Origin of the sequence: Amycolatopsis sp. cmx-4-54, assembly GCF_046548895.1 — a bacterium.
GTDB lineage: Bacteria > Actinomycetota > Actinomycetes > Mycobacteriales > Pseudonocardiaceae > Amycolatopsis.
In genome coordinates, this window is record NZ_JAEBEJ010000016.1 from 197,069 (window position 1) to 219,746 (window position 22,678).

General features: G+C 69.8%; 6 protein-coding genes. All 6 read left to right on the plus strand.

The window, feature by feature from the left end; all coding sequences use genetic code 11:
* The first annotated feature begins 511 nt into the window (after positions 1-511).
* The 6 genes from ACLJQ7_RS37990 (at position 512) to ACLJQ7_RS38015 (ending at position 22,489) form a co-directional block, all read left to right on the plus strand.
* Positions 512-12,499 (plus strand): amino acid adenylation domain-containing protein, encoded by an 11,988-nt coding sequence (locus tag ACLJQ7_RS37990; RefSeq protein ID WP_410653019.1) that lies wholly within the window; start codon positions 512-514, stop codon positions 12,497-12,499.
* Between the two features lie 187 nt (positions 12,500-12,686).
* Positions 12,687-18,248 carry an amino acid adenylation domain-containing protein gene (locus ACLJQ7_RS37995; protein WP_410653020.1) on the plus strand — a complete coding sequence of 1,854 codons (5,562 nt, stop codon included), beginning with the start codon at positions 12,687-12,689 and terminating at the stop codon, positions 18,246-18,248.
* Between the two features lie 14 nt (positions 18,249-18,262).
* Complete coding sequence (locus ACLJQ7_RS38000; protein WP_126733878.1) at positions 18,263-18,472, plus strand: MbtH family protein; 210 nt, start codon at positions 18,263-18,265, stop codon at positions 18,470-18,472.
* Between the two features lie 373 nt (positions 18,473-18,845).
* A complete protein-coding gene (locus ACLJQ7_RS38005) occupies positions 18,846-20,021 on the plus strand; it encodes a cytochrome P450 (RefSeq protein ID WP_410653021.1) in 1,176 nt (391 codons plus the stop codon).
* Positions 20,022-20,145: 124 nt separating this feature from the next.
* Positions 20,146-21,303: a cytochrome P450 gene (locus tag ACLJQ7_RS38010; RefSeq protein WP_410653022.1), complete on the plus strand. Its 1,158-nt coding sequence runs from the start codon at positions 20,146-20,148 to the stop codon at positions 21,301-21,303.
* Positions 21,293-22,489 carry a cytochrome P450 gene (locus tag ACLJQ7_RS38015; protein ID WP_410653023.1) on the plus strand — a complete coding sequence of 399 codons (1,197 nt, stop codon included), beginning with the start codon at positions 21,293-21,295 and terminating at the stop codon, positions 22,487-22,489. The genes ACLJQ7_RS38010 and ACLJQ7_RS38015 overlap by 11 nt, the downstream gene beginning before the upstream one ends.
* The last annotated feature ends 189 nt before the right edge of the window (positions 22,490-22,678 follow it).

A 22,678-nucleotide genomic window follows, 5' to 3' on the forward strand; every position in this document is an offset into this window, starting at 1 on the left:
GGGCTGGGGGAGGGGTTGCGAAAGCCACTTTCGCAACGTTGAAGGTTGCGAAAGTGGCTTTCGCAACACCCGGGCCTGGGTGGAGCTGATCGTGAGTGGTCAGTGTCGTTGTCTTGGGCGGTAGGGCAGTGTCGGGTGTTGTGAAGGGACCTTTCGCTGCATCGGACGCGGTGAAAGCCCCGTCCGCGCTGCTCCCGGCGCCGCTGGTCGTGAGTGAGATTCGAATTCTGACCGTCCTTGGCACTCACGACCCCTTTTTCAGTTTCCGGCGCGGCTTAGAGGGGTTGCGAAAGCCGCTTTCGCAACGTTGAAGGTTGCGAAAGTGGCTTTCGCAACACCCGGGGGCCCTGTACAGCGGGAAACGAGGCCCGTTGGACATGTTGTCCGGGTCGGCCCTTCGGGCGACGATTCGGTGGGGGGACATGCCGCGTTCGACGTTGGCGCCTCGGCTTCGCGCAGGGGAATTCGAGCTTGGTTCGCCGAAGAACTTCGCTGATCGAGGGAGATATTGATGGCTCAGTCGCGGATCGAGGACATCTGGCCGCTGTCGCCGTTGCAGGCAGGGCTGGTCTTCCACGCGGTCTACGACGGCGAAGGGCTCGACGTCTACATTGGACACTGGGTCCTGGAGCTCGACGGTCCCGTGGACGCGGCGAGGCTGCGTGCGGCGTGGGAGGGGTTGCTGGCTCGGCACGCGTCGCTGCGGGCCTGTTTCCGGCAGCGCAAGACCGGTGAGACCGTACAGATCATCGCCAGGCAGGTGGACCTGCCGTGGCGCGAGATCGACCTGTCTCACCTCGAAGAGCCCGAAGCCGCTGTGCACGAGCTGGCCGAGGAGGACCGGACCAAGCGGTTCGACCTCGCGACGGCGCCGTTGCTGCGGCTGACGCTGATCCGGCTCGGCGACGACAGCCACCGTCTGGTGGTCACCTGCCATCACGCGATCATGGACGCCTGGTCGCTGCCCATCGTGTTCGACGAGCTGTCGGCGCTGTACGCGGCGGTGGAGCTGCCGGAAGTGACGCCGTACCGCGAATATCTCGCGTGGCTGAGCCGTCAGGACAAGACGAAGGCGCTCGCGGCCTGGACAAAGGAACTGGGTGACCTCGAAGCGCAGACCCTGGTGGCGCCCGCCGATCCGGGACGCGCGCCCGGCATTCCCGAGAGCGTCACGGTCGAGCTGCCGCCGGAGCTCACCCGGTCGCTGGAGGACCTGGCCCGCGGCAACGGGTTGACGCTGAACACGGTCGTGCAGGGCGCGTGGGCGATGGTGCTCGCCCAACTGACCGGCCGCACGGACGTCGTGTTCGGCGCGGTCGTTTCGGCGCGCCCGCCGGATCTTCCCGGTGTGGAAGGAATGGTGGGACTGTTCCTCAACACCGTCCCGGTGCGCGCGCGGCTGCGCGGTTCGGCGCCGGTCGTCGAAATGCTGGCGGAGCTGCAGAAGCGGCAGTCGGCGCTCATCCCCGAGCAGTTCGTCGGGCTGGCGGACATCCAGCAGGCGGCCGGACCCGGCGCGAGCTTCGACACCATGATCGTCTTCGAGAACTTCCCGCGCGAGCTCGGCGGGCCGGATTCCGCCGCGTCCTTCGGCATTCGTGTGAACCAGGGTCAGGAGGCGGCCCACTACCCGCTGACGCTGGTCGCCGTCCCCGGTGAGTCGATGCTCGTCAAACTCGACTATCTGACGGATCTTTACGACGAGTCCGCCGCACGCGCCATCGTCGAGCGGTTCATCGGAGTGCTGCGTCAGCTGTCGGGTGACCTCACCGTCGCCGACATCGACGTGGCCAGTGCGGCCGAGCGCGAAACGGTCGGGCAGTGGGGTGTCTCGGCCGAGCCGGCCCCGGACGTGCCGGCCCCGGATCTGTTCTCGCGTCAGGTCGAAAGCGCGGTGGCGGTCGTCGCCGGTGACGAGACGCTGTCGTATGGCGAGCTGGCCGAGCGCGCCGAGCGGCTCGCGGGGTACTTGAGCGGCAAGGGAGTCCGGCGCGGCGACCGGGTCGCCGTGGTGATGGACCGGTCACCCGATCTGATCGCGACGCTGCTCGCGGTGTGGAAGGCCGGCGCGGCATACATCCCGCTGGACCCCGCGTACCCGGCGGAACGCGTGAAGTTCATGCTGGCGGACGCCGAGCCGTCGGCGGTCGTGTGCACGGAAGTGCACCGGGAAGCCGTCCTGGACGGCGGTCTCGAACCGATCGTCCTCGACGATCCGGAGACGCGCCGAGCGATCGCGGAGTCCGCTCGGCTGTCGATCGGCGCCAAGGCGGACGACGTCGCGTACGTGATGTACACGTCGGGTTCGACGGGCATGCCCAAGGGTGTCGCGGTGTCGCATGGCAACGTCGCCGCGCTGGTCGGCGAGCCGGGCTGGGACGTCGGTCCCGGCGACGCGGTGTTGATGCACGCCTCGCACGCTTTCGACATCTCCCTGTTCGAGATGTGGGTGCCGCTGCTCTCGGGCGCCCGGGTGGTGCTCGCCGGATCGGGTGCGGTGGACGGCGAGGCGCTGGCCGGTTACGTGGCGGGCGGCGTCACGGCCGCCCACCTGACGGCCGGGAGTTTCCGGGTGCTGGCCGAGGAAGCGCCCGAATCGGTCGCCGGGCTGCGCGAGGTGCTGACCGGTGGCGACGCGGTGCCGCCCGCGGCGGTCGAGCGAGTCCGAAGCGCGTGCCCGGACGTACGGGTGCGGCATCTCTACGGGCCCACCGAGGCCACGCTGTGCGCGACGTGGTGGCTGCTCGAACCCGGCGACGACATGGGGTCGGTGCTGCCGATCGGCCGTCCCCTCGCGGGACGGCGGGTCTACGTCCTCGACGCGTTCCTGCGGCCTGTTCCCCAGGGGTTGCCGGGTGAGCTGTACGTCGCCGGAGCCGGTGTGGCGCAGGGCTATCTGGGCCGTTCGACGCTGACGGCCGAGCGTTTCGTCGCGGATCCGTTCGTGCCCGGCGGGCGTATGTACCGGACCGGGGACCTCGCGTCCTGGACGGAGAACGGGGCGCTGGCGTTCGCCGGCCGCGCTGACGACCAGGTGAAGATCCGCGGCTACCGGGTGGAGCCCGGGGAGATCGAGGTCGCGCTCGGCCGCCTGCCTGGCGTCGCCCAGGCCGTGGTGATCACCCGTGGTGAGCAGCTGATCGGGTACGCCGTCCCCGGAGCGGGACAGGATCTCGACCCGGCACGCCTGAGCGGGCGACTCGCCGAGACGCTGCCCGAGTTCATGATCCCGGCCGCGATCCTGGTACTGGACGAACTTCCGTTGACCGTCAACGGCAAGGTGGACCGGCAGACACTCCCCGAGCCGGACTTCTCCTCGAAGGCGGCCGGCCGGGAACCCTCGACCGAGGACGAACGAGTCCTTTGTGGAGTGTTCGCCGACGTCCTCGGGCTGGAGCGGGTCGGCGTCGAAGACAGCTTCTTCGAGCTGGGCGGCGACTCGATCTCGTCGATGCAGGTGGCCGCCCGCGCCCGGAGGGAGGGGATTTCCCTGACGCCGCGGCTGGTCTTCGAGCACCGGACGCCCGAGCGGCTGGCGGCGCTCGCCAAGGAGGCACCGGCTAAACCATCCACAATAGACAGCGGAGTCGGCGAGATCCCGATGACGCCGGTGATGCTCGCCCTCGGTGACAACGCCGTACGCCCAGGCTTCGCCCAGGCGAGGGTGATCGTCACCCCCGAGGACTTCGACCAGAACGCGCTGGTCAAAGCCCTGCAAGCGCTGCTGGACACGCACGATCTCCTGCGGGCACGGGTGGAATCGGGACGACTGATCGTGCCCGAGCCGGGTGCGGTGGACGCGGCCGCCCTCGTGACGCGCGTCGAAGCCAGTGACCTGGACGAGGCCGCCGAACGCGAGGTCCGGAGGGTGACGGCCGCGCTGGACCCGGCGACCGGGACCATGCTGCGCGCGGTGTGGATCGACTCTCCTGACACCGGGCAGGGCCGGCTTGCGCTGGTGGCGCATCACCTCGCCGTCGACGCGGTCTCGTGGGGAATCCTGCTGCCCGACCTGCGCTCGGCCTACGAAGACGCGGCGCTCGAACCCGTGGCGACGCCCTACCGGCAGTGGGCGCGGCGGCTGGCCGAGCAGGCGCGCGACGGGCGCACCGTGGCCGAAACCGAGCACTGGATCGCCCTTCTCGACGGCGCGGAACCGGCCGTGAAGCTGAGCCCGGGGAAGACGCACTCGTGGTCCTCGACGCTGTCCGGCGATGTGGCGAACGCCCTGCTGACCCGGCTGCCGAACGCCTTCCATTGCGGGATCCAAGACGTCCTGCTGGCGGGTCTCGCGGGTGCGGTGACGCGGCTGCGCGGGACCGGCGGCGCGTTGCTGGTGGACGTCGAAGGCCATGGCCGTGAGGCTGCCGACGGCGAGGACCTGTTGCGCACCGTGGGTTGGTTCACCAGCGTGCACCCGGTCCGCTTTGACGTTGTCGACGCTGTGTCGGGGGATTTGCTGAAGACCGCCAAGGAACAGATCCGCGCGGTTCCCGGCGACGGGCTCGGCTACGGACTCCTGCGGTACCTCAACCCCGACACCGGCACCAGGTTCGCGGAGCTGCCGTCCGCGCAGATCGGTTTCAACTATCTCGGCCGGACAAGCCTTTCCGCCAAGGACAGGGCGTGGCAGCCGGCGGGCGAAGGACCGCTCGGCGGCGGACCGGACATGATCCTGGCCCATCCCGTCGAGGTCGGCGCGGAGGTCCAGGACACGCCGGACGGACCCCGGCTGGGGCTCGCCATCGACGGCCGGGACCTCGACCCCGCCACGGTGGAACGCCTCGGCGAGGCCTGGCTGGCGACGCTGAACGCGCTCGCCGCCGATTCCGCCGCCGGTGGGCACACGCCGTCCGACTTCGCGCTCGTCGAGCTGGCGCAGCAGGACGTGACCGAGCTGGAAACCGCGACGCCGGGGCTGACCGACATCTGGCCGCTTTCGCCGCTGCAGGAAGGCATGCTCTTCGAACGGGCCGTCGCCGACGACGGCGTCGACGTCTACCAGAGCCAGCGGATCCTCGACCTCGACGGGCCGCTTGACGCCGAGCGGCTGCGCGCCGCGTGGAACCAGGTGGTCGCCCGGCACGAAACGCTGCGGACGGGTTTCCACCAGCTGGTCTCCGGCGAACCGGTGCAGGTCGTCGCCGCCGAAGCCGAAATCCCTTGGCGCGAAGTCGATCTGTCGCACGTCGGGGAGGCGGACGCGGCTGCGGAGGTCGAACGCCTGCTCGCCGAAGACCAGGCGGAGCGCTTCGATGTGACCAAGGCGCCGCTGCTGCGGCTGATGCTGATCAAGCTGAGCCCGGTGCGGCATCGGTTCGTGCTGACGTCGCACCACGTTCTCCTCGACGGCTGGTCCACGCCGCTCGTCCTGGGTGAGGTGTCGATCGCGTACTCGGGTGGGCAAGCGCCGTCGAAGACACCGTCCTATCGGGACTATCTGACGTGGCTGAGCCGCCAGGACGTCCAGGCGACGCAGGCGGCGTGGCGGGCCGAACTCGCCGGTTCCGACGAACCGACCGTGGTGGACGCCGACGCGGACAAGGCGATGGTCGTGCCGGGTGAGCACGCCGAATCGCTGCCCGAGGCGGCGACGCGGGCGCTCACCGGCTTCGCCCGTGGCCACGGCCTGACGTTGAGCACGATCGTGCAGGGCGCGTGGGCGTTGGTGCTGTCGAGGCTGGCGGGCCGGACGGACGTCGTGTTCGGGACGGTCGTTTCCGGGCGTCCCGCCGACGTGCCGGACGTGGAACAGATGGTGGGGATGTTCATCAACACCGTCCCGGTCCGCGTGCGCCTCGACGGCGACCTTCCGGTGCTGGAAATGCTCCAGGATCTGCAGGCCCGGCAGTCCGCGTTGACCGAGCACCAGTACCTGGGACTGTCGCAGGTGCAGCGCGCGGCGGGGGCGGGCGCGGTCTTCGACACCATCGTGATGATCGAGAACTACCCGCACGACGCCGACGGTCTCGGCGACGACGGCGGGGTCGCGATCAGCGCGGTCGAGACCAGGACCGGCACCGGCTATCCGCTGACCATGAGCGTTTCCCCCGGCAAGAGCCTGCTGATCCGCGTGGCGTACCGGCCCGACCGGATCGAGGCGGGAACGGCGGCCGAGGTCGCCCGGCAGGTCGTTCGGGTGCTGGAGCGGGTGTCGGCGGAGGCGTCGCTTCCCGTGGGACGCCTTGGCGTGACGAGCGAGCCGGCGCGCGAGTCCGTGGTGGAAAAGTGGAACGCGACGGGCGAGGCGGCGACGGATGTCACGGTGCCCGAGCTGTTCCGGCGGCGGGCGGCGGAATCCCCGGACGCGCTCGCGATCGTCGACGGGGAACGCACGCTGTCCTACGCCGAACTCGACCGCGAGTCCGATGGGCTGGCCGGGTACTTGGCCGCGCGGGGTGTCCGGCGCGGTGACCGCGTCGGTGTCGTGATGGAACGCGGCGCGGATCTGCTCGTCGCGCTGCTCGCGGTCTGGAAGGCCGGCGCGGCGCAGGTTCCGGTGAATGTGGACTACCCCGCGGAACGGATCGAGCGGATGCTGGCCGATTCCGGTGCGGCGCTGGCGATCTGCGTGGCGGCGAGCCGTGACGCGGTGCCGGACGGCGTCGAGCCGGTCGTGATGGGCGCGACGGAGCACGCGGCACCGCCGGTCACCGTCGGCGCGCACGACACGGCTTACGTGATGTACACGTCGGGATCGACCGGAGTGCCGAAGGGTGTCTCGGTGCCGCACGGCAGTGTCGCGGCGCTGGCGGGTGATCCGGGTTGGTCGCAGGGGTCTGGCGATCGTGTGCTGCTGCACGCTTCCCACGCGTTCGACGCGTCGCTGGTCGAGATCTGGGTGCCGCTGGTGAGCGGGGCCGCGGTGGTGGTCGCGGAACCGGGCGCGGTCGACGCGCAGCGGGTGCGAGAAGCGGTCGAACGCGGTGTTACCACCCTTCACCTGACGGCCGGGACTTTCCGGGTCGTGGCCGAGGAAGCGCCGGAATCCTTCACCGGGCTGCGGGAGATCCTGACCGGTGGCGACGCGGTGCCGCTCGCCTCCGTCGAACGGATGCGCCGCGCCTGCCCGGACGTGCGGTTCCGTCAGCTGTACGGCCCCACCGAGATCACCCTGTGCGCCACATGGCTCGTCCTCGAACCGGGTGCCGAAACGGGCAGTGTCCTGCCGATCGGCGGACCGCTGGCCGGCCGGCAGGCGTACGTGCTCGACGCGTTCCTTCAGCCGGTGGCGCCGGGTGTGACCGGTGAGCTGTACCTCGCCGGGGCCGGTCTGGCGCACGGATATCTTGGCGCGCCGACCGCGACGGCCCAGCGGTTCGTCGCGAACCCGTTCGCGGCCGGGGAGCGCATGTATCGCACCGGCGACCTCGCGCGCTGGACCGACGACGGCGAGCTGCTGTTCGGCGGCCGGGCCGACTCCCAGGTGAAGATCCGCGGCTACCGCGTCGAACCCGGGGAGATCGAGGCGGCGCTGACCGCATTGCCCGACGTCGCGCAGGCTGTCGTGGTGGCCCGGGAAGAACGTCCTGGCGAGAAGCGGCTGATCGCCTACGTCACCGCGGAATCGGGGCTGGAATCCGCCGCGATCCGCACCCGGCTCGCGGAGCGGCTGCCGGAGTTCATGGTGCCCGCGGTGGTGCTGGTGCTGGACAGCTTCCCGTTGACCCTCAACGGAAAGATCGATCGCGCCGCCCTGCCCGCCCCCGAATTCGCCGGGAAACCGGCAGGCCGCGAACCGCGGACCGAAGCCGAACGCGTCCTGACCGATCTCTTCGCCGAAATCCTCGGGCTGGACCGGGTCGGCGCGGACGACAGCTTCTTCGAACTGGGCGGCGACTCGATCCTCTCGATGCGGCTGGCCGCCCGCGCCCGGCGTGAGGACTTCGTCTTCGGTGCCAAGCAGGTCTTCGAGCAGAAGACCCCCGCGGGGATCGCGGCGGTCGCCGAGCGCGGCGTGCGCGAGGCCGAGGTCGCCGACGGCGTCGGTGAGGTGCCATGGACGCCGGTCGTGCGGGCGCTGCTCGAACGCGATCCCGGTGCGATGTCGCGGGGCGCGCTGGCGCAGTGGGTGACGGCGGGCGTGCCCGGCGACCTTTCGCTCAAGGCGCTGACGGCCGGTCTGCGTGCGGTGATCGACACCCACGACCTGCTGCGAAGCCAGGTGATCGATTCCCGCCTGGTCGTGGCCGAACGCGGAACCATCGACGCGGCGGCGCTGCTCCAGCGGGTCGAGGCCGGAGACGGTGACCTCGACGAAATCGCGGAGCGTCACGCGCACGAGGCCGCCGGCCGGCTCGACCCCGTCGCAGGCGTAATGCTCCAGGCCGTTTGGGTGGACGCGCGATCCGAGGGACGGCTCGTGCTGGCCGCTCATCACCTCGCGGTCGACGTGGTGTCGTGGCGTGTCCTGCTGGCGGATCTGCAAGCGGCGTGCGAGGAGCCGGTACTCGATCCGCCGCCCGTTTCGTTCCGGCGCTGGGCGCGGACGCTGGCCGATCAAGCCTCGCTGCGGGCCGGGGAACTGGATACCTGGAAGGAAATCCTCGACGGGGCGCAGGCACGGGTCGGAGAACTCGACCCGCAGCGCGACACCATCGCGACTTCAGGGCGCAAGTCGTGGACCTTGCCGCGGGACCGCGCGAGCGTGCTCGTCGAGAAGGCCACCACGGCCTTCCACTGCGGCGTCCACGAGGTGCTGCTGGCCACCCTCGCCGGTGCGGTCACCCGGTGGCGCGGCGGCACCGCCGTCGTGGTGGACGTCGAAGGTCATGGCCGCCAGCCCCTCGACGGGATGGACCTGTCGCGGACGCTCGGCTGGTTCACCGATGTCCATCCGCTCAGGTTGGACACCGCCGGGGCGGACACGGCTGGCCGGTTGCTGAAGCAGGTCAAGGAAAACGTGCGAGCGGTGCCCGACGGCGGGCTCGGCTACGGGATGCTGCGGTATCTCGACGACGAGAGCGGCAAGGTGCTCGCGGCGCTGCCGTCACCGGAGATCGGGTTCAACTACCTCGGGCGGTTCTCGTCCCGGCCCGAGGGCGACGCGGAACCCTGGCAGCTGGCCGGGACCATCGGCGGCACGGCGGAGGACGACCTGCCGCTGCGGCACGCCGTCGAGATCGACGCGGTCGTGCTCGACGGGGAGTTCACGCTGACGCTGACCTGGGCGGAACGGCTGCTCGGCGAAGCTGACGTGGAATCGCTCGGCCAGGCGTGGCTGGACATGTTGACCGGCCTCGCCCTCCACGCCGAGAGCGGCGGGGGCGGACACACGCCGTCGGACTTCCCGCTCATTTCGCTGACCCAGCAGGAAGTGGCCGACGTCGAGACGCTCGTCCCGAGCCTGCATGACATCTGGCCGCTTTCGCCGCTGCAGGAAGGGTTGCTGTTCCACGCCGTCGACGAGCGCGGCCCGGACGTCTACGCGGGGATCCGCGACATCATCCTCGACGGTCCGCTGGACGTCGCCCGGTTCCGCGCTTCGTGGCAGACCCTGCTCGACCGGCATCCCGCGCTGCGGGCGGGTTTCCACCGCCTCGGCTCCGGAACCGCCGTGCAGGCCGTCGTCCGCGATGTTCCGGTGCCGTGGCGGGAAACCGACCTGTCCCACCTGCCCGAGGACGAGGCGCTGGCGGAGTTCGAGCGGCTCGCGGCGGAATCCCACGCCGAGCGGTTCGACCTGGCGAAGGCGCCGCTGCTGCACCTGCATCTGGTGCGGTTCACCGACCGCAGGCACCGGCTGGTGCTCCGGTCCCACCACATCTCGGCCGACGGCTGGTCGCTTCCGGTCTTCCTCGGCGAGGTGATGGCGGCGTACGAAGATGGCCAAACGCTGCCCGCACCGACGTCGTACCGGGAGTACCTGTCCTGGCTTTCCCGTCAGGACAAGGCCGCCGCCAAGGAGGCGTGGCGGAGCGAGCTCGCCGGGCTCGACGAGGCGACGCACGTCGTTTCGCCGGACACGATCGCCGTGCCCATCGAGCCGGACCGCGTCCGCTTCGAACTCGACGACGACCTCAGCGCTCGCCTGATGGAGTTCACCCGGCGCCACGGCGTCACGACGAACACGCTTTTCCAAGGCGTGTGGGCACTTTTGCTGGCCAGGCTGACCGGACGCGACGACGTCGTCTTCGGAACCACGGTGGCCGGGCGACCGGTCGAGATCCCCGGCGTCGAATCCGCGGTCGGTCTGTTCATGAACATGTTGCCGGTCCGGGCCCGGCTCACCGGCGCTCAGCCGTTCCTGGAGATGCTGGCGGATCTGCAGGCACGTCAGGTCGCGCTGATGCCGCACCAGCACGTCGGACTGACCGAGATCAACCAGCTCGCCGGTCCCGGCGCGGCCTTCGACACGATCGTGGTGTTCGAGAACTACCCGCCGCCGCCCCCGCCGTCCGACGATCCCGACGTCCTCGCCCTGCGACCGGCGGGGATCCCGGACGACACCGGGCACTATCCGCTGTCGATCCGCGCTTCCGAGGGCGGTGGCGTCCACGGCGAGGTCATCTACCGGCCGGACGTGTTCGACCGGACGCGGATCGAGGAGATCGTCGCCTCGATCATCCGGGCGCTCGATCAGGTGGTGACCGAGCCGCGGGTGCCGGTCGGCCGGGTCGCCCTGATCGGGCCGGAGCAACGCCGTCTGGTGATCGACGAGTGGAACCGGACGGAGGTGCCGTTCGAGGCCGAGACCCTGCCGGTGCTGTTCCGCCGTCAGATGGAGCGATCACGCGACGCGGTGGCGATCGAGGACGCGAAGCGGACCCTGGCCTACGGCGAATTGCTCGGCGAGGTCGAAACGCTGGCACGGTTGCTCGTCGGACTGGGTGTCCGGCGGGAGACCCGGGTCGGGGTGCTGGTCGAGCGGTCGGCCGAACTCGTGGTGACCATGATGGGCGTGACGTTCGCGGGCGGGGCGTTCGTCCCGGTCGACCCGGACTATCCGGCCGAGCGGATCGAGCTGATGCTGACCAGTTCGGCGCCGCAGGTGCTGGTGTGCACGGCGGCGACCCGGGCGGTCGTGCCGGCGAAGTTCGACGGCGAAATCCTGCTGCTGGACGAACTTCCCGCCGCGGATCCGTCGGTCGTGTTGCCGTCGGTGAAGGTGAGCGACGCGGCGTACGTGATCTACACGTCCGGGTCGACCGGGGTGCCGAAGGGCGTCCAGGTCACTCACTCCGGGCTCGGGAACCTGGCGACCGCGCATATCGAACGCCTTGGTGTGACGGCGTCTTCGCGGGTGCTGCAGTTGTCCGCGATCGGCTTCGACGCCATCGTCTCCGAGCTGTACATGTCCTTACTGGCCGGTGCGACCCTCGTGCTGGCCGACGCGGAGAGCATGCCGCCGCGGGTGACGTTGGGCGACGCGCTGCGCCAGTGGGGGATCACCCATCTCACGGTGTCGCCGAGCGTGCTGGCGGTCGAGGAGGATCTGCCGGACACGCTGCGCGGCGTGCTGACCGGCGGCGAAGTGTGCACCCCCGCGCTGGTCGACCGCTGGTCGCCGGGGCGCCGGTTCATCAACGCGTACGGCCCCACCGAGACGACGATCTGCTCGACCATGAGCGCCCCGTTGTCGCCGGGCCACGAGGTCGTCCCGCTCGGCGGCCCGATCCGGAACGTGAAGCACTACATCCTCGACGCGTACCTGCAGCCGGTGCCACCGGGGGTGGCGGGCGAGCTGTACATCGCGGGCGCCGGACTCGCTCGCGGGTATCTCGGGCGGCCGGGTCTGACGTCGGAACGGTTCGTCGCCGACCCGTTCACGCCGGGCGAGCGCATGTACCGCTCCGGCGACCGGTTCCGCTGGGATCCCGACGGCGAGCTGATCTTCGTCGGCCGGGTCGACGCGCAGGTCAAGGTGCGCGGCTACCGGGTCGAGCCCGCGGAGATCGAGAACGTGCTGGCCGAACATCCGGGCGTCGCCCAGGTCGCGGTCGCCGTGCACCGGGACGGGCCGGGCGACAAACGGCTGGTGGCCTACGTCGTGCCCTCGGACGACGCCGACGTTGCGCTCACGTCGGTGCTGCGCGAGCTGGCGGCCGCCCGGCTGCCGGAGTACATGATGCCCGCGGCGTTCGTGGCGCTGGAGAAGATGCCGCTCACCCCGAACGGCAAGCTCGACCACCGGGCGCTCCAGGCCCCCGACTTCTCCGGCCTGTCCTCCGGGCGCGACCCGCGCACGGCCATGGAGGCGAAGCTGTGCGAGCTGTTCGCGGAGGTGCTGGGCCTGGAGCAGGTCGGGCCCGACGACAGCTTCTTCGAACTCGGCGGCGACTCGATCATCTCGATGCAGCTGTCGGCCCGCGCCCGCCGCGAAGGGCTGGAACTGAGCCCGTGGCAGGTGTTCGAGGAGAAGACACCGGAACGGCTGGCGACACTCGTCAAGGAGATCCCACCCGAAGGCGAGACCAGCCCAGAACCGGAACCCGACGGGGGCTCGCTCGTCGCGCTTTCCCCGGACCAGCTGGACCAACTCGAGGCCGGATTCTCGTGAGAGGCAATGAGCGTTAGAACGACCATTGCCACTCACGACCCCGCGCAAAGTGCTCAAATCAGGAGCCACTGTGTCCTTTGTGGATGATTAGCGTGATCGGCTTACGTCACGAAGCCCCCGATAACCGTCCTGGCCACTCACGAGCCCAACGCGAACGCGAGTTCACCCACCCACCAAGGAGCAGATCGTGACCGTTGACGACACTCGCGCGAAGCCGCGTTCCAGCGTGGAGGACGTCTGGCCTCTTTCCCCGCTGCAGGAGGGAATGCTCTATCACACCGCCCTCGACGACGAGGGGCCCGACACCTACACCGTGCAGACCGTCTACGGCATCGACGGCCCGCTCGACGCCGCGCTGCTGAGGGCGACGTGGCAGGCGCTGGTCGACCGGCACGCCGCGCTGCGGGCCTGTTTCCGTTACGTCAGCGGCGCGCAGATGGTGCAGGTCATCACGCGGGACGCGCAGATCCCCTGGCGCGAAACGGATCTCACCGGATTGCCGGAGGACATCCTCGACAGCGAGGTCGACCGGCTGGCCGCCGACGAGCTGGCCGAGCGGCTCCGCATCGAGGTGGCGCCGCTGATGAAGCTGCACCTGATCCGGCTCGGCCCGGACCGTCACCGGCTCGTGCACACGCTCCACCACGTGCTGACCGACGGCTGGTCGATGCCGATCATCCACCGCGAACTCGCCGCGATCTACGCCGCGGGCGGGGACGCGTCCGGGCTGCCGCCCACCGTGTCCTATCGGGACTATCTCGCCTGGCTCGGCAAGCAGGACAAGGAAATCGCCCGCGCTGCCTGGCGCGAGGAGTTCGCCGGGGTCGACACGCCCACCGCGGTCGCGCCCGCCGATCCCGGCAGGGTGCCGGAAATCGACACCGCGATCGTCGAGCTGTCCACGGAACTCACCGACGGGCTGGCGAATCTCGCGCGCGGCCACGACCTCACGCTGAACACCGTCGTGCAGGGCGCGTGGGCCGTCGTGCTGTCGCAGCTCGCCGGACGGACCGACGTGGTGTTCGGCGCGACCGCTTCGGGCCGTCCCGCCGATTTGGCGGGTGTCGAGTCGATGGTCGGCCAGCTGCTCAACACCCTGCCGGTGCGGGTCCGGCTCGACGGCGCGAAGCGGGCCGTCGACCTGTTCGCCGAACTGCAGCGTGACCAGTCGGCCCTCATGGCCCACCAGCACCTCGGCCTCCAGGACGTGCAGGCCGTGGTCGGGCCCGGCGCGGTGTTCGACACGCTCGTCATCTACGAGAACTTCCCCCGCAAGGGCCTCGGCCAGGCGCACGACGGCCTGACCCTGCGTCCGGTCAAGCGGGGACGCAATTCCTCGCACTACCCGTTCACCCTGGTCACCGGTCCGGGTGAACAGATGCCGCTCATCCTTGACTACGACCGTGGCCTGTTCGACGAAGAGGCCGCCGGATCGGTCGTCGGCGCGCTGGCTCGGGTGCTGGAGCGGCTGGTCGCCGACCCCGATGTCCTCGTCGGCCGGTTGACACTGCTGAGCGAGGCCGAACACGCCTTGGTGGTGCACGAATTCAACGCGACCGAGGGACCCGCGCCGGGCGACTCCGTCGTCGAACTGTTCGCGCGACGGGTGGCCGAGGCACCCGAAGCAGTGGCGATCACCGACGCCGCGGGCGTGGATCTCACCTACGCCGCCCTCGATCAGGCCTCGAACCGGCTGGCCGCGTACCTCGCCGCCCGTGGTGTCGGCCGCGGTGACCGCGTCGGCGTGGCGATGGAGCGGTCGCCCGATCTGCTCATCGCGTTCCTGGCGATCTGGAAGGCGGGCGCCGCGTACGTCCCGGTGGACGTCGAGTACCCGGCCGAGCGGATCGCGTTCATCCTCGACGACTCCGCGGTCTCGGTCGTGGTGTGCACGCAGGCCACCAGCGGCGTCGTCGCGAAGGACACGATCGTCCTCGACGCACCGGAAACGCGGGCCGCCATCGACGCTTCCGCCGCCACGGCACCGGAATTCCGGCCGAGCGCGGACGACCTGGCGTACGTCATGTACACCTCCGGATCCACCGGCCTGCCCAAGGGCGTCGGGATCACGCACGGTGGCGTGGCCGGGCTGGCCGGCGATCAGGGCTGGCAGATCGGCCCGGGCGACGGCGTCCTCATGCACGCGACGCACGTCTTCGACCCCTCGCTGTACGCGATGTGGGTGCCGCTCTCGACGGGCGCTCGCGTCCTGCTCACCGAACCGGGCGTACTCGACGCGGCCGGGGTGCGGCAGGCCGTCGCCCGCGGCGCGAACTACGTCCACCTCACCGCCGGTACCTTCCGCGCGCTCGCGGAGACGTCGCCGGAATGCTTCGACGGCTTGGTCGAAATCGGCACCGGCGGGGACATCGTTCCCGCGCAGTCCGTGGAGAACCTGCGGCGGGCCCAGCCGAACCTACGGGTGCGCAACACCTACGGGCCGACCGAGACCACCCTGTGCGCGACCTGGCTCCCGATCGAACCCGTCGACGTCGTCGACCGGGAACTGCCGATCGGGCACCCCATGACGAACCGCCGGATCTACCTCCTCGACGCGTTCCTGCGGCCGGTCGCGCCGGGTGTGGCGGGCGAGCTGTACATCGCGGGAACGGGGCTGGCCCGCGGATACCTCGACAGCCCGGGCCTCACGTCCGAGCGTTTCGTGGCGTGCCCGTTCCTCCCCGGCGAACGCATGTACCGCACCGGTGACCTCGCGCGCTGGACCCGGGACGGCGAGGTGGTGTTCCTCGAACGCGCCGACGACCAGGTGAAGATCCGCGGCTACCGGGTCGAACTGGGCGAGGTCGAATCCGTCCTGGCCGCCCAGCCGGGCGTGGTCGAGGCCGTCGTCATGGCGCGCGAGGACCAGCCGGGGGAGAAGCGGCTCGTCGGGTACTTCGTCTCCGACGGCGGCGACGCCGGGCCGGAGGAAATCAAACGCCAGATGGGTCTCGTGCTGCCCGCGTACATGGTCCCGATGGCGGTCGTCGCGCTGCCCGGCCTTCCGGTGACTCCCAACGGAAAGGTCGACCGCCGGGCGCTGCCCGCCCCGGATCTCGCGGGCCGCGCGTCGGAGAAAGCGCCGGAGAGCGAATCCGAGAAGACGCTCTGCGAGCTGTTCTCGGAGATCCTCGGCGTCGACAACGTGGGCGTCGACGACGCTTTCCACGACCTCGGCGGCAGTTCGGCGCTGGCGATGCGGCTCATCGCGCGGATCCGCGAGGTGATCGGCGTGGATCTGCCCATCCGGCAGCTGTTCTCCTCGCCGACGCCCGCCGGTGTCGCCAGGGCGCTCGCCGCGAAGTCCCGTCCCGCGCTGGAGCCCGCCGAACGGCCCGAGCGGGTGCCGCTCACCGCACGGCAGCTCCGCGCCTGGCTGCTGGCCAGCCCCGGCGAGGAGACCGCCGCTCTGCACATCTCGGTCGCGCTGCGCCTGCGCGGCAGGCTGGACGTGGCAGCGCTGGCGGCCGCACTCGGCGACGTCGCGACCCGGCACGAGGTGCTGCGCACGACGTTCCCCGGAGACGCGCAGAACGTCCGGCAGTTCGTCCACGAGCCCGCGGCCATCGAGCTGTCACCGGTCTCGGCCACCGAGGAGGAACTTCCCGGCCTGCTCGCCGGGCTGCGCGCGTCGGTCTTCGACCTCACCCGTGAGGTGCCCTGGCGCTGCGACCTTTTCGCGCTCGCGGAGAAGGAACACGTGCTGCACCTGCGGCTGCACCGGATCCTCGCCGACGACGACTCGCTCGACGTGTTCTTCCGCGACCTGGCGGCCGCGTACGGCGCACGGCGTTCGGGCCGCGTCCCGGAACGCGCGCCGCTGGCGCTGCAGTTCGCCGACTACGCGATCTGGGAGCAGCGGCTGCTCGCGGACGAGGACGAACAGGGCAGCCTGATCAACGAACAGGTCGTCTTCTGGCGGGACACCCTGACCGGGATCGAAGGGGAGACGGTGCTCCCGTTCGACCGGCCGCGTCCGGCCGTTCCGTCGCGGCAGGCGGGCACGGTCGCGCTGCGGCTGGGCGCCGAGCCGTACGACCGGCTGACCGAGGCGGTGCAACGGCTCGGCGCCGACACGATCCACGTCGTGCACGCCGCGCTCGCCATGCTGCTGAGCGAATTCGGGGCGGGCGAAGACCTGGTGATCGGGACGACGCTGGCGCGGGACGAGGACCTCATCGACCTCGAACCGATGATCGGGCCGTTCGCGCGTCCCTTCGCCCTGCGCACGGACCTCTCCGGTGACCCGACGTTCCTCGAGGTCGTCACGCGGGTGCAGGAGGCCGTGCGGGCCGCACGTCAGCATCTCGACGTCCCGTTCGAGCGGATCGTCGACCTGCTGGACCTGCCCGCCTCGCTCTCCCGTCACCCCGTGTTCCAGGTGGGGCTGGAGGTCGACGAGGAGGACATCGGCGCGTGGGACGCGGCGGAACTGCCCGCCCTGCGCACCAGCGTCGAACCCGGCGGAACCGAGGCCACGGAACTGGATCTCGCGTTCAAGCTCACCGAGCGGCTCGACGAGGACGACAACGAGGACGGTCTCGAAGGCACTCTTCGTTACGCCACCGACCTTTTCGACGAGGCGACGGCGGAATCGGTCGCGCGGCGGCTGGTCCACGTCCTGGAGCAGGTCGCGGCGGATCCCCAGCGGCGGATCAGCGAGCTGGACCTCTTCCTCGACGACGCCGAACGCGGCCGTCCGGCGATCGCGCCGGCGCGGTGGGCGGGCGAGGTGCCTTCGGCGGTCGCGGAGCTGGGGCCGCTCGGCGCGCTGGTGCTCGACGGGCGGAAGCGGCCCGTCGCCCCTGGCGTCGTCGGCGACCTCTACGTCACCGGACCGGCGGTCGACGACGGCAAGCCGGGTGAGCCCTGCCCGTTCGGCGAGCCGGGGCACCGGATGCTGAACACCGGGCTGCTCGCCCGCAAGACCCCGGCCAAGACCCTGATCGTGGTGGGGGAGCGGCGGCGCACGAGCACCTCGGTGAAGACGGGCGACTACGAGATCCTGTTGCCGCTACAGGCGGGCGGCGACCGGCCGCCGCTGTTCTGCGTGCACGCGAGCGGCGGGCTGAGCTGGAACTACGGGCCGCTGCTGCGGCATCTTCCCGCGAACCAGCCGGTCTACGGCGTGCAGGCCCGTGGTCTCGCGCGGACCGAACGCCTGCCCGAGAGCGTCGAAGAGATGGCGGCCGACTACCTCGAGCACATTCGTGCCGTGCAGCCGACCGGGCCGTATCACCTGCTCGGCTGGTCGCTCGGCGGCCGGATCGCGCAGGCGATGGCCGCGATGCTCGAAGCCGACGGGGAAGAACTCGGCCTGCTCGCGCTCCTCGACGCCTATCCCGTCTACATGGGACGGAACGCGACCGGCACGGTGACCGAAGAGGCCGCGCGCGACGAAGACGGCCTCCAGCAACGGAAACAGCAGGATCTGGAGCTCGCCGGAGGCATGGTCCAGGGCCCCGGTGCCCGGGAGCGGCTGGAAGCGGTCATGAAGAACCTCTGGAAGGTCGGGCCGCAGCACACGGCCTCGCCGTTCACCGGCGACATCCTGCTGTTCGTCGCCTCGGAGGACCGGCCGGTGCACCTGCCCGTGTCGGAGGCCGTCGCCGGCTGGAAGGACTTCACCAGCGGCACGATCGAACACCACGAGATCCCGACCAACCATTACGACATGGTGCAACCCGCGGCGTTGGTCCAGATTGGATCCATCGTCGCCGAGAAGCTCCGGCCGCGGCCGGGCGCGTGAAAGGAAAAGCAAGCATGAGCAACCCCTTTGACAACGAAGACGGTTCCTTTTTCGTGCTGGTGAACGACGAGGGCCAGCACTCGCTCTGGCCGACGTTCGCCGAGGTGCCCGCCGGCTGGACCCGCGTCCACGGTGAAGCCTCGCGCCAGGAATGCCTCGCCTACGTCGAGGAGAACTGGACCGACCTGCGCCCGAAGAGCCTGATCGCGGAAGTCAACGGCTGAGCGAAGGGTGTCCAGCCGCTCAATCCGGGCGGTTGGACGAGCTGCGGCCCCCGCTCGTGACCTCCGCCGAGGTTGCGAAAGCCACTTTCGTAACGTTCAGTGTTGTGAAAGTGGCTTTCGCAACACGCTCTGGCGCCGTCCGCTTCTGGCAGTCTGCTCGCGTCTGCTTCGGATGGGGGCGTGGTTGTGAAAGCCACTTTCGTAACGTTCAGTGTTGTGAAAGTGGCTTTCGCAACACGCCGCGGCGCGACTAGCGGGTGCCGGGAACGAGGAGCACGCCCGGATCCGGACGGTTGGACGAACTCGACGCCCGTCCGGCGGGCCGAGAACATCAGTCCGCGCGCGACGGCCGGTTGAGGCGAAAGGAACTGCCGTGTTCGAGGAACTCAACGTCGTCAAGGGCCTGGAAATCCACCGGAGGAACCGCTTCGATCCGGGAGCGGAACTCCTCGCCCTGATGGCCGAAGGCCCCATCTCCGCCTTGGGCACCGAGGAAGACGGCGAACGGCGGACCGCGTGGCTCGCCACCGGATACGACGAGGTCCGCCAGGTTCTCAGCTCGGACAAGTTCAGCGCGCGCCTGATCTACGGCGGGACCGCGGCCGGTATCGCCTGGCCCGGCTTCCTCACCCACTACGACCCGCCGGACCACACGCGCTTGCGCCGGTTGGTCACCCCGCCGTTCACCATGCGGCGGATGCAGGGTTTCCGGCCCGAGGTCGCGCAGATCGTCGAGGACGCCTTGGACACCATCGAGGACATGGGCGGCCCGGTGGACTTCGTCCCGCATTTCGGCTGGGCGATCGCCACGACGGCGACCTGCGACTTCCTCGGCATCCCGCGGGACGACCAGGCGGATCTGTCCCGCACCCTGCACGCCAGCCGGACCGAGCGGACCGGTAAACGGCGCAACGCGGCGGGCAACAAGTACATGCAGTACATGAACAAGGCCGTCGCCCGGGTGCGCCGCGCTCCCGGTGACGACCTGTTCGGCGTCGTGGTGCGCGAACACGGCGACGAGATCACCGACGCGGAACTGGCCGGGGTGGCCGCGTTCATCATGGGCGCGGGCGGCGACCAGGTGGCCCGGTTCCTCGCGGCGGGCGCGTTGCTGATGGTCGATTTCCCGGAGCAGTTCGACATTCTGCGGGAGCAGCCGGACACGATCCCGGACTGGCTGGAGGAGCTGAACCGGTATCTCACCACCGACGAGAAACTCCACCCTCGTATCGCGAAGGAGGACGTGACGATCGGCGGCCGGCTGGTCAAGGCCGGTGACACCGTCACGTGTTCCCTCCTCGGGGCGAACCGGGCGAAATTCCCCGCGGGAGAAGACGAATTCGACATCACCCGGGAGAAGTCGCCACATGTCTCGTTCGGGCACGGTATCCACCACTGCCTCGGCAGACCGCTGGCGGAGATGGTGTTCCGGGAGGCGATTCCCGCGCTGGCACGGCGTTTTCCCAAGCTGAGGCTCGCCGAGCCCGATCGCAAGCTCAAGTTCGGACCACCACCGTTCGACGTGGAAGCCCTGCCGCTCGACTGGTAACGCCAGAAAACTTGAGCGCCTGTCGGCGGAGCTGAGGGTTTCGTGGAACGGACCTGACGCGTGAACCCGCCTCTACCGATGTCGATCGCGGACGCGGGTTCACCAGCGGACATTGAGGAGAATCATGGTAGTTCCCTTGCCGCATCAGCGGATCCGGCTCGATCCGGCGCCGGAGCTCTGGGCGTTGCACGAGGAAGGCCCGTTGCACCGGTACGACACGGAGACGGGGCTGAACGGCCGCAGGCAATGGTTGGTCACCGGCTACGACGAGGTACGCGAGATCCTCGCCGACGCCACGCGGTTCAGCTCGATGCGGCCGGTCGACGACGAGGCGGACCGAGCCCATCTGCCGGGGATCCTGCAGGCCTACGACCCGCCCGACCACACCCGCCTGCGCGGGACGGTGGCCGGGGCGTTCAGCGTCCGCCGGATCGAGCGTTTGCGGCCGCGCGTCGAAGAGGTCATCGAGGAGGGCCTCGACGATCTGGAGAGCATGGGTTCGCCGATCGACTTCGTCCGGTACGCGGGCTGGCCGATCCCGGCGCTCATCGCCTGCGAGTTCCTCGGCGTCCCGCGTGACGATCAGGCCGATCTGTCGCGGATGATCCGCGACAGCCGGGAGAGCCGGATCCCCAAGCAACGGGCGCAGTCGAGCCTCGGTGTCGTCAACTACTGCGAAAAGCTCGCGGCCCGCGAACGCCGTGATCCCGGTGACGAGCTGATCGGGTTCATCGTGCGCGAGCACGGGGACAAGGTCAGCGACGAGGAACTTTCGGGGCTCGCCGAGGCGATCCTGATCGTCGCCGTCGAGCAGATGGCCGCCCAACTGGCGATGGCGGTCCTGCTGTTCGCGACGAATCCCGCCCAGCTGTCCTTGCTGCGCGAGCGTCCGAAGCTTGTCGACAGCGCGACCGAGGAAGTCCTTCGCTTCCCGACGATCGTCGAGGCCCCTTCTCCCCGGACCGCGCTCGTCGACCTGCGGATCGCCGGCCACGACATCCACGCCGGTGACGTGCTGACCTGTTCGATGCTGGCGGTCAACCGCGCGCTCGGGGACAAGTTCGACATCACCCGCGAGAACAGCCCGGGGCATCTCGCCTTCGGGCACGGCATCCACCACTGTGTCGGGGCTCCGCTGGCGAGGCTCGAACTGCGGGTGGCGCTGCCGATTCTGGCGCGGCGGTTCCCGGCGCTGCGACTGGCGGTCCCGGAGGAGGAACTGCGGTTCGTGGCGGGCAAACCCGCCCCGTTCAACATCGAGGAGCTTCCCGTTGAGTGGTGAGGACACGCGTCCGCTGCACATCCGCAGACAGGACCTCGATCCGGCGGACGAACTCCGCGCCGCCGGGCCGCTGTCGAAGGTCACGGTGGGCACCGGGGCGGACGCCGAGACCATCTGGATGGCCGCGGGACACTCCGTCGCCCGCCAGGTTTTGGGTGACCACAAGCGGTTCAGCACCCGGCGCCGGTGGCATGAGCAGGACGAAGTGGGCGGGCAGGGCATCTTCCGGCCGCAGGAGCTCGTCGGCAACCTGATGGATTACGACCCGCCCGAGCACACCCGGATGCGGCAGAAACTGACTCCCGGTTTCACTTTGCGCAAGATGCGGCGCATGGAGCCGTACATCGAGCAGATCGTGACGGAACGGCTCGATGCCATGGAGGACGAGGGTTCCCCCGCCGACGTGATCGAACTCGTCGCCGACGAGGTGCCGGGAGCCGTGCTGTGCGAACTGATCGGGGTGCCCCGTGACGACCGCGCCATGTTCCTCAAGCTGTGCCACGGACATCTCGACGCTGCGCTGAGCCAACGGAGACGGGCGGCCGCCGGCGAGGCGTTCTCCCGCTACCTGCTGGCAATGATCGCCAGGAACCGCGAGGAACCCGGTGAAGGGCTGATCGGCGCGGTCGTCGCCGAACACGGTGACGAGGCCACCGACGAGGAGCTGCGGGGATTCTGCGTTCAGGTGATGCTGGCCGGTGACGACAACATCTCCGGCATGATCGGCCTCGGTGTGCTGGCTCTGCTGCGGCACCCAGAACAACTCGCCGCGATACGGGGCGACGGCCAGGCGGTGGACCGGGCGGTCGACGAGCTGATCCGCTATCTCACCGTCCCGTACGCCCCGACACCCCGCACGGCCATGGAGGACGTCGTCATCGGGGACGAGGTGATCAAGGAGGGCGAGACCGTGCTCTGCTCGCTCCCCATGGCGAACCGCGATCCCGCGCTGGTGCCGGATCCGGACCGGCTCGACCTCACGCGCGAGCCCGCGCCGCACGTGGCTTTCGGGCATGGGATCCACCACTGTCTCGGCGCTTCGCTGGCGCGGCTCGAACTGCGGACGGTCTTCACGTTGCTGTGGCAGCGTTTCCCGGACCTGAGGCTCGCGGATCCCGAGAAGGACACCATGTTCCGCCTCACCACTCCGGCTTATGGGCTCACGAGCCTGATGGTCGAGTGGTGAGGGGACGGACGGGTGAGGCGTCGGTACAGGGGGTCGTGAGTGGCAAGTGTCGTTCTAACCCTCTGTCCTGTTTCAGGACTTCGTGAACAGATGTGTTTCAGGACTTCGTGAACGGTTTCTGGTTGGTGAGACGTTGGTAGCGTACTGAGCGGTCGAGTGTGAGCTGGTGGGTGACCGTGTCGCCGATCA

Bases quoted from the DNA above. Each gene is read 5' to 3' on its own strand.
- ACLJQ7_RS37990 (WP_410653019.1), top strand. From the start codon at position 512: ATGGCTCAGTCGCGGATCGAGGACATCTGGCCGCTGTCGCCGTTGCAG.
- ACLJQ7_RS38000 (WP_126733878.1), top strand. From the start codon at position 18,263: ATGAGCAACCCCTTTGACAACGAAGACGGTTCCTTTTTCGTGCTGGTG.
- ACLJQ7_RS38010 (WP_410653022.1), top strand. From the start codon at position 20,146: ATGGTAGTTCCCTTGCCGCATCAGCGGATCCGGCTCGATCCGGCGCCG.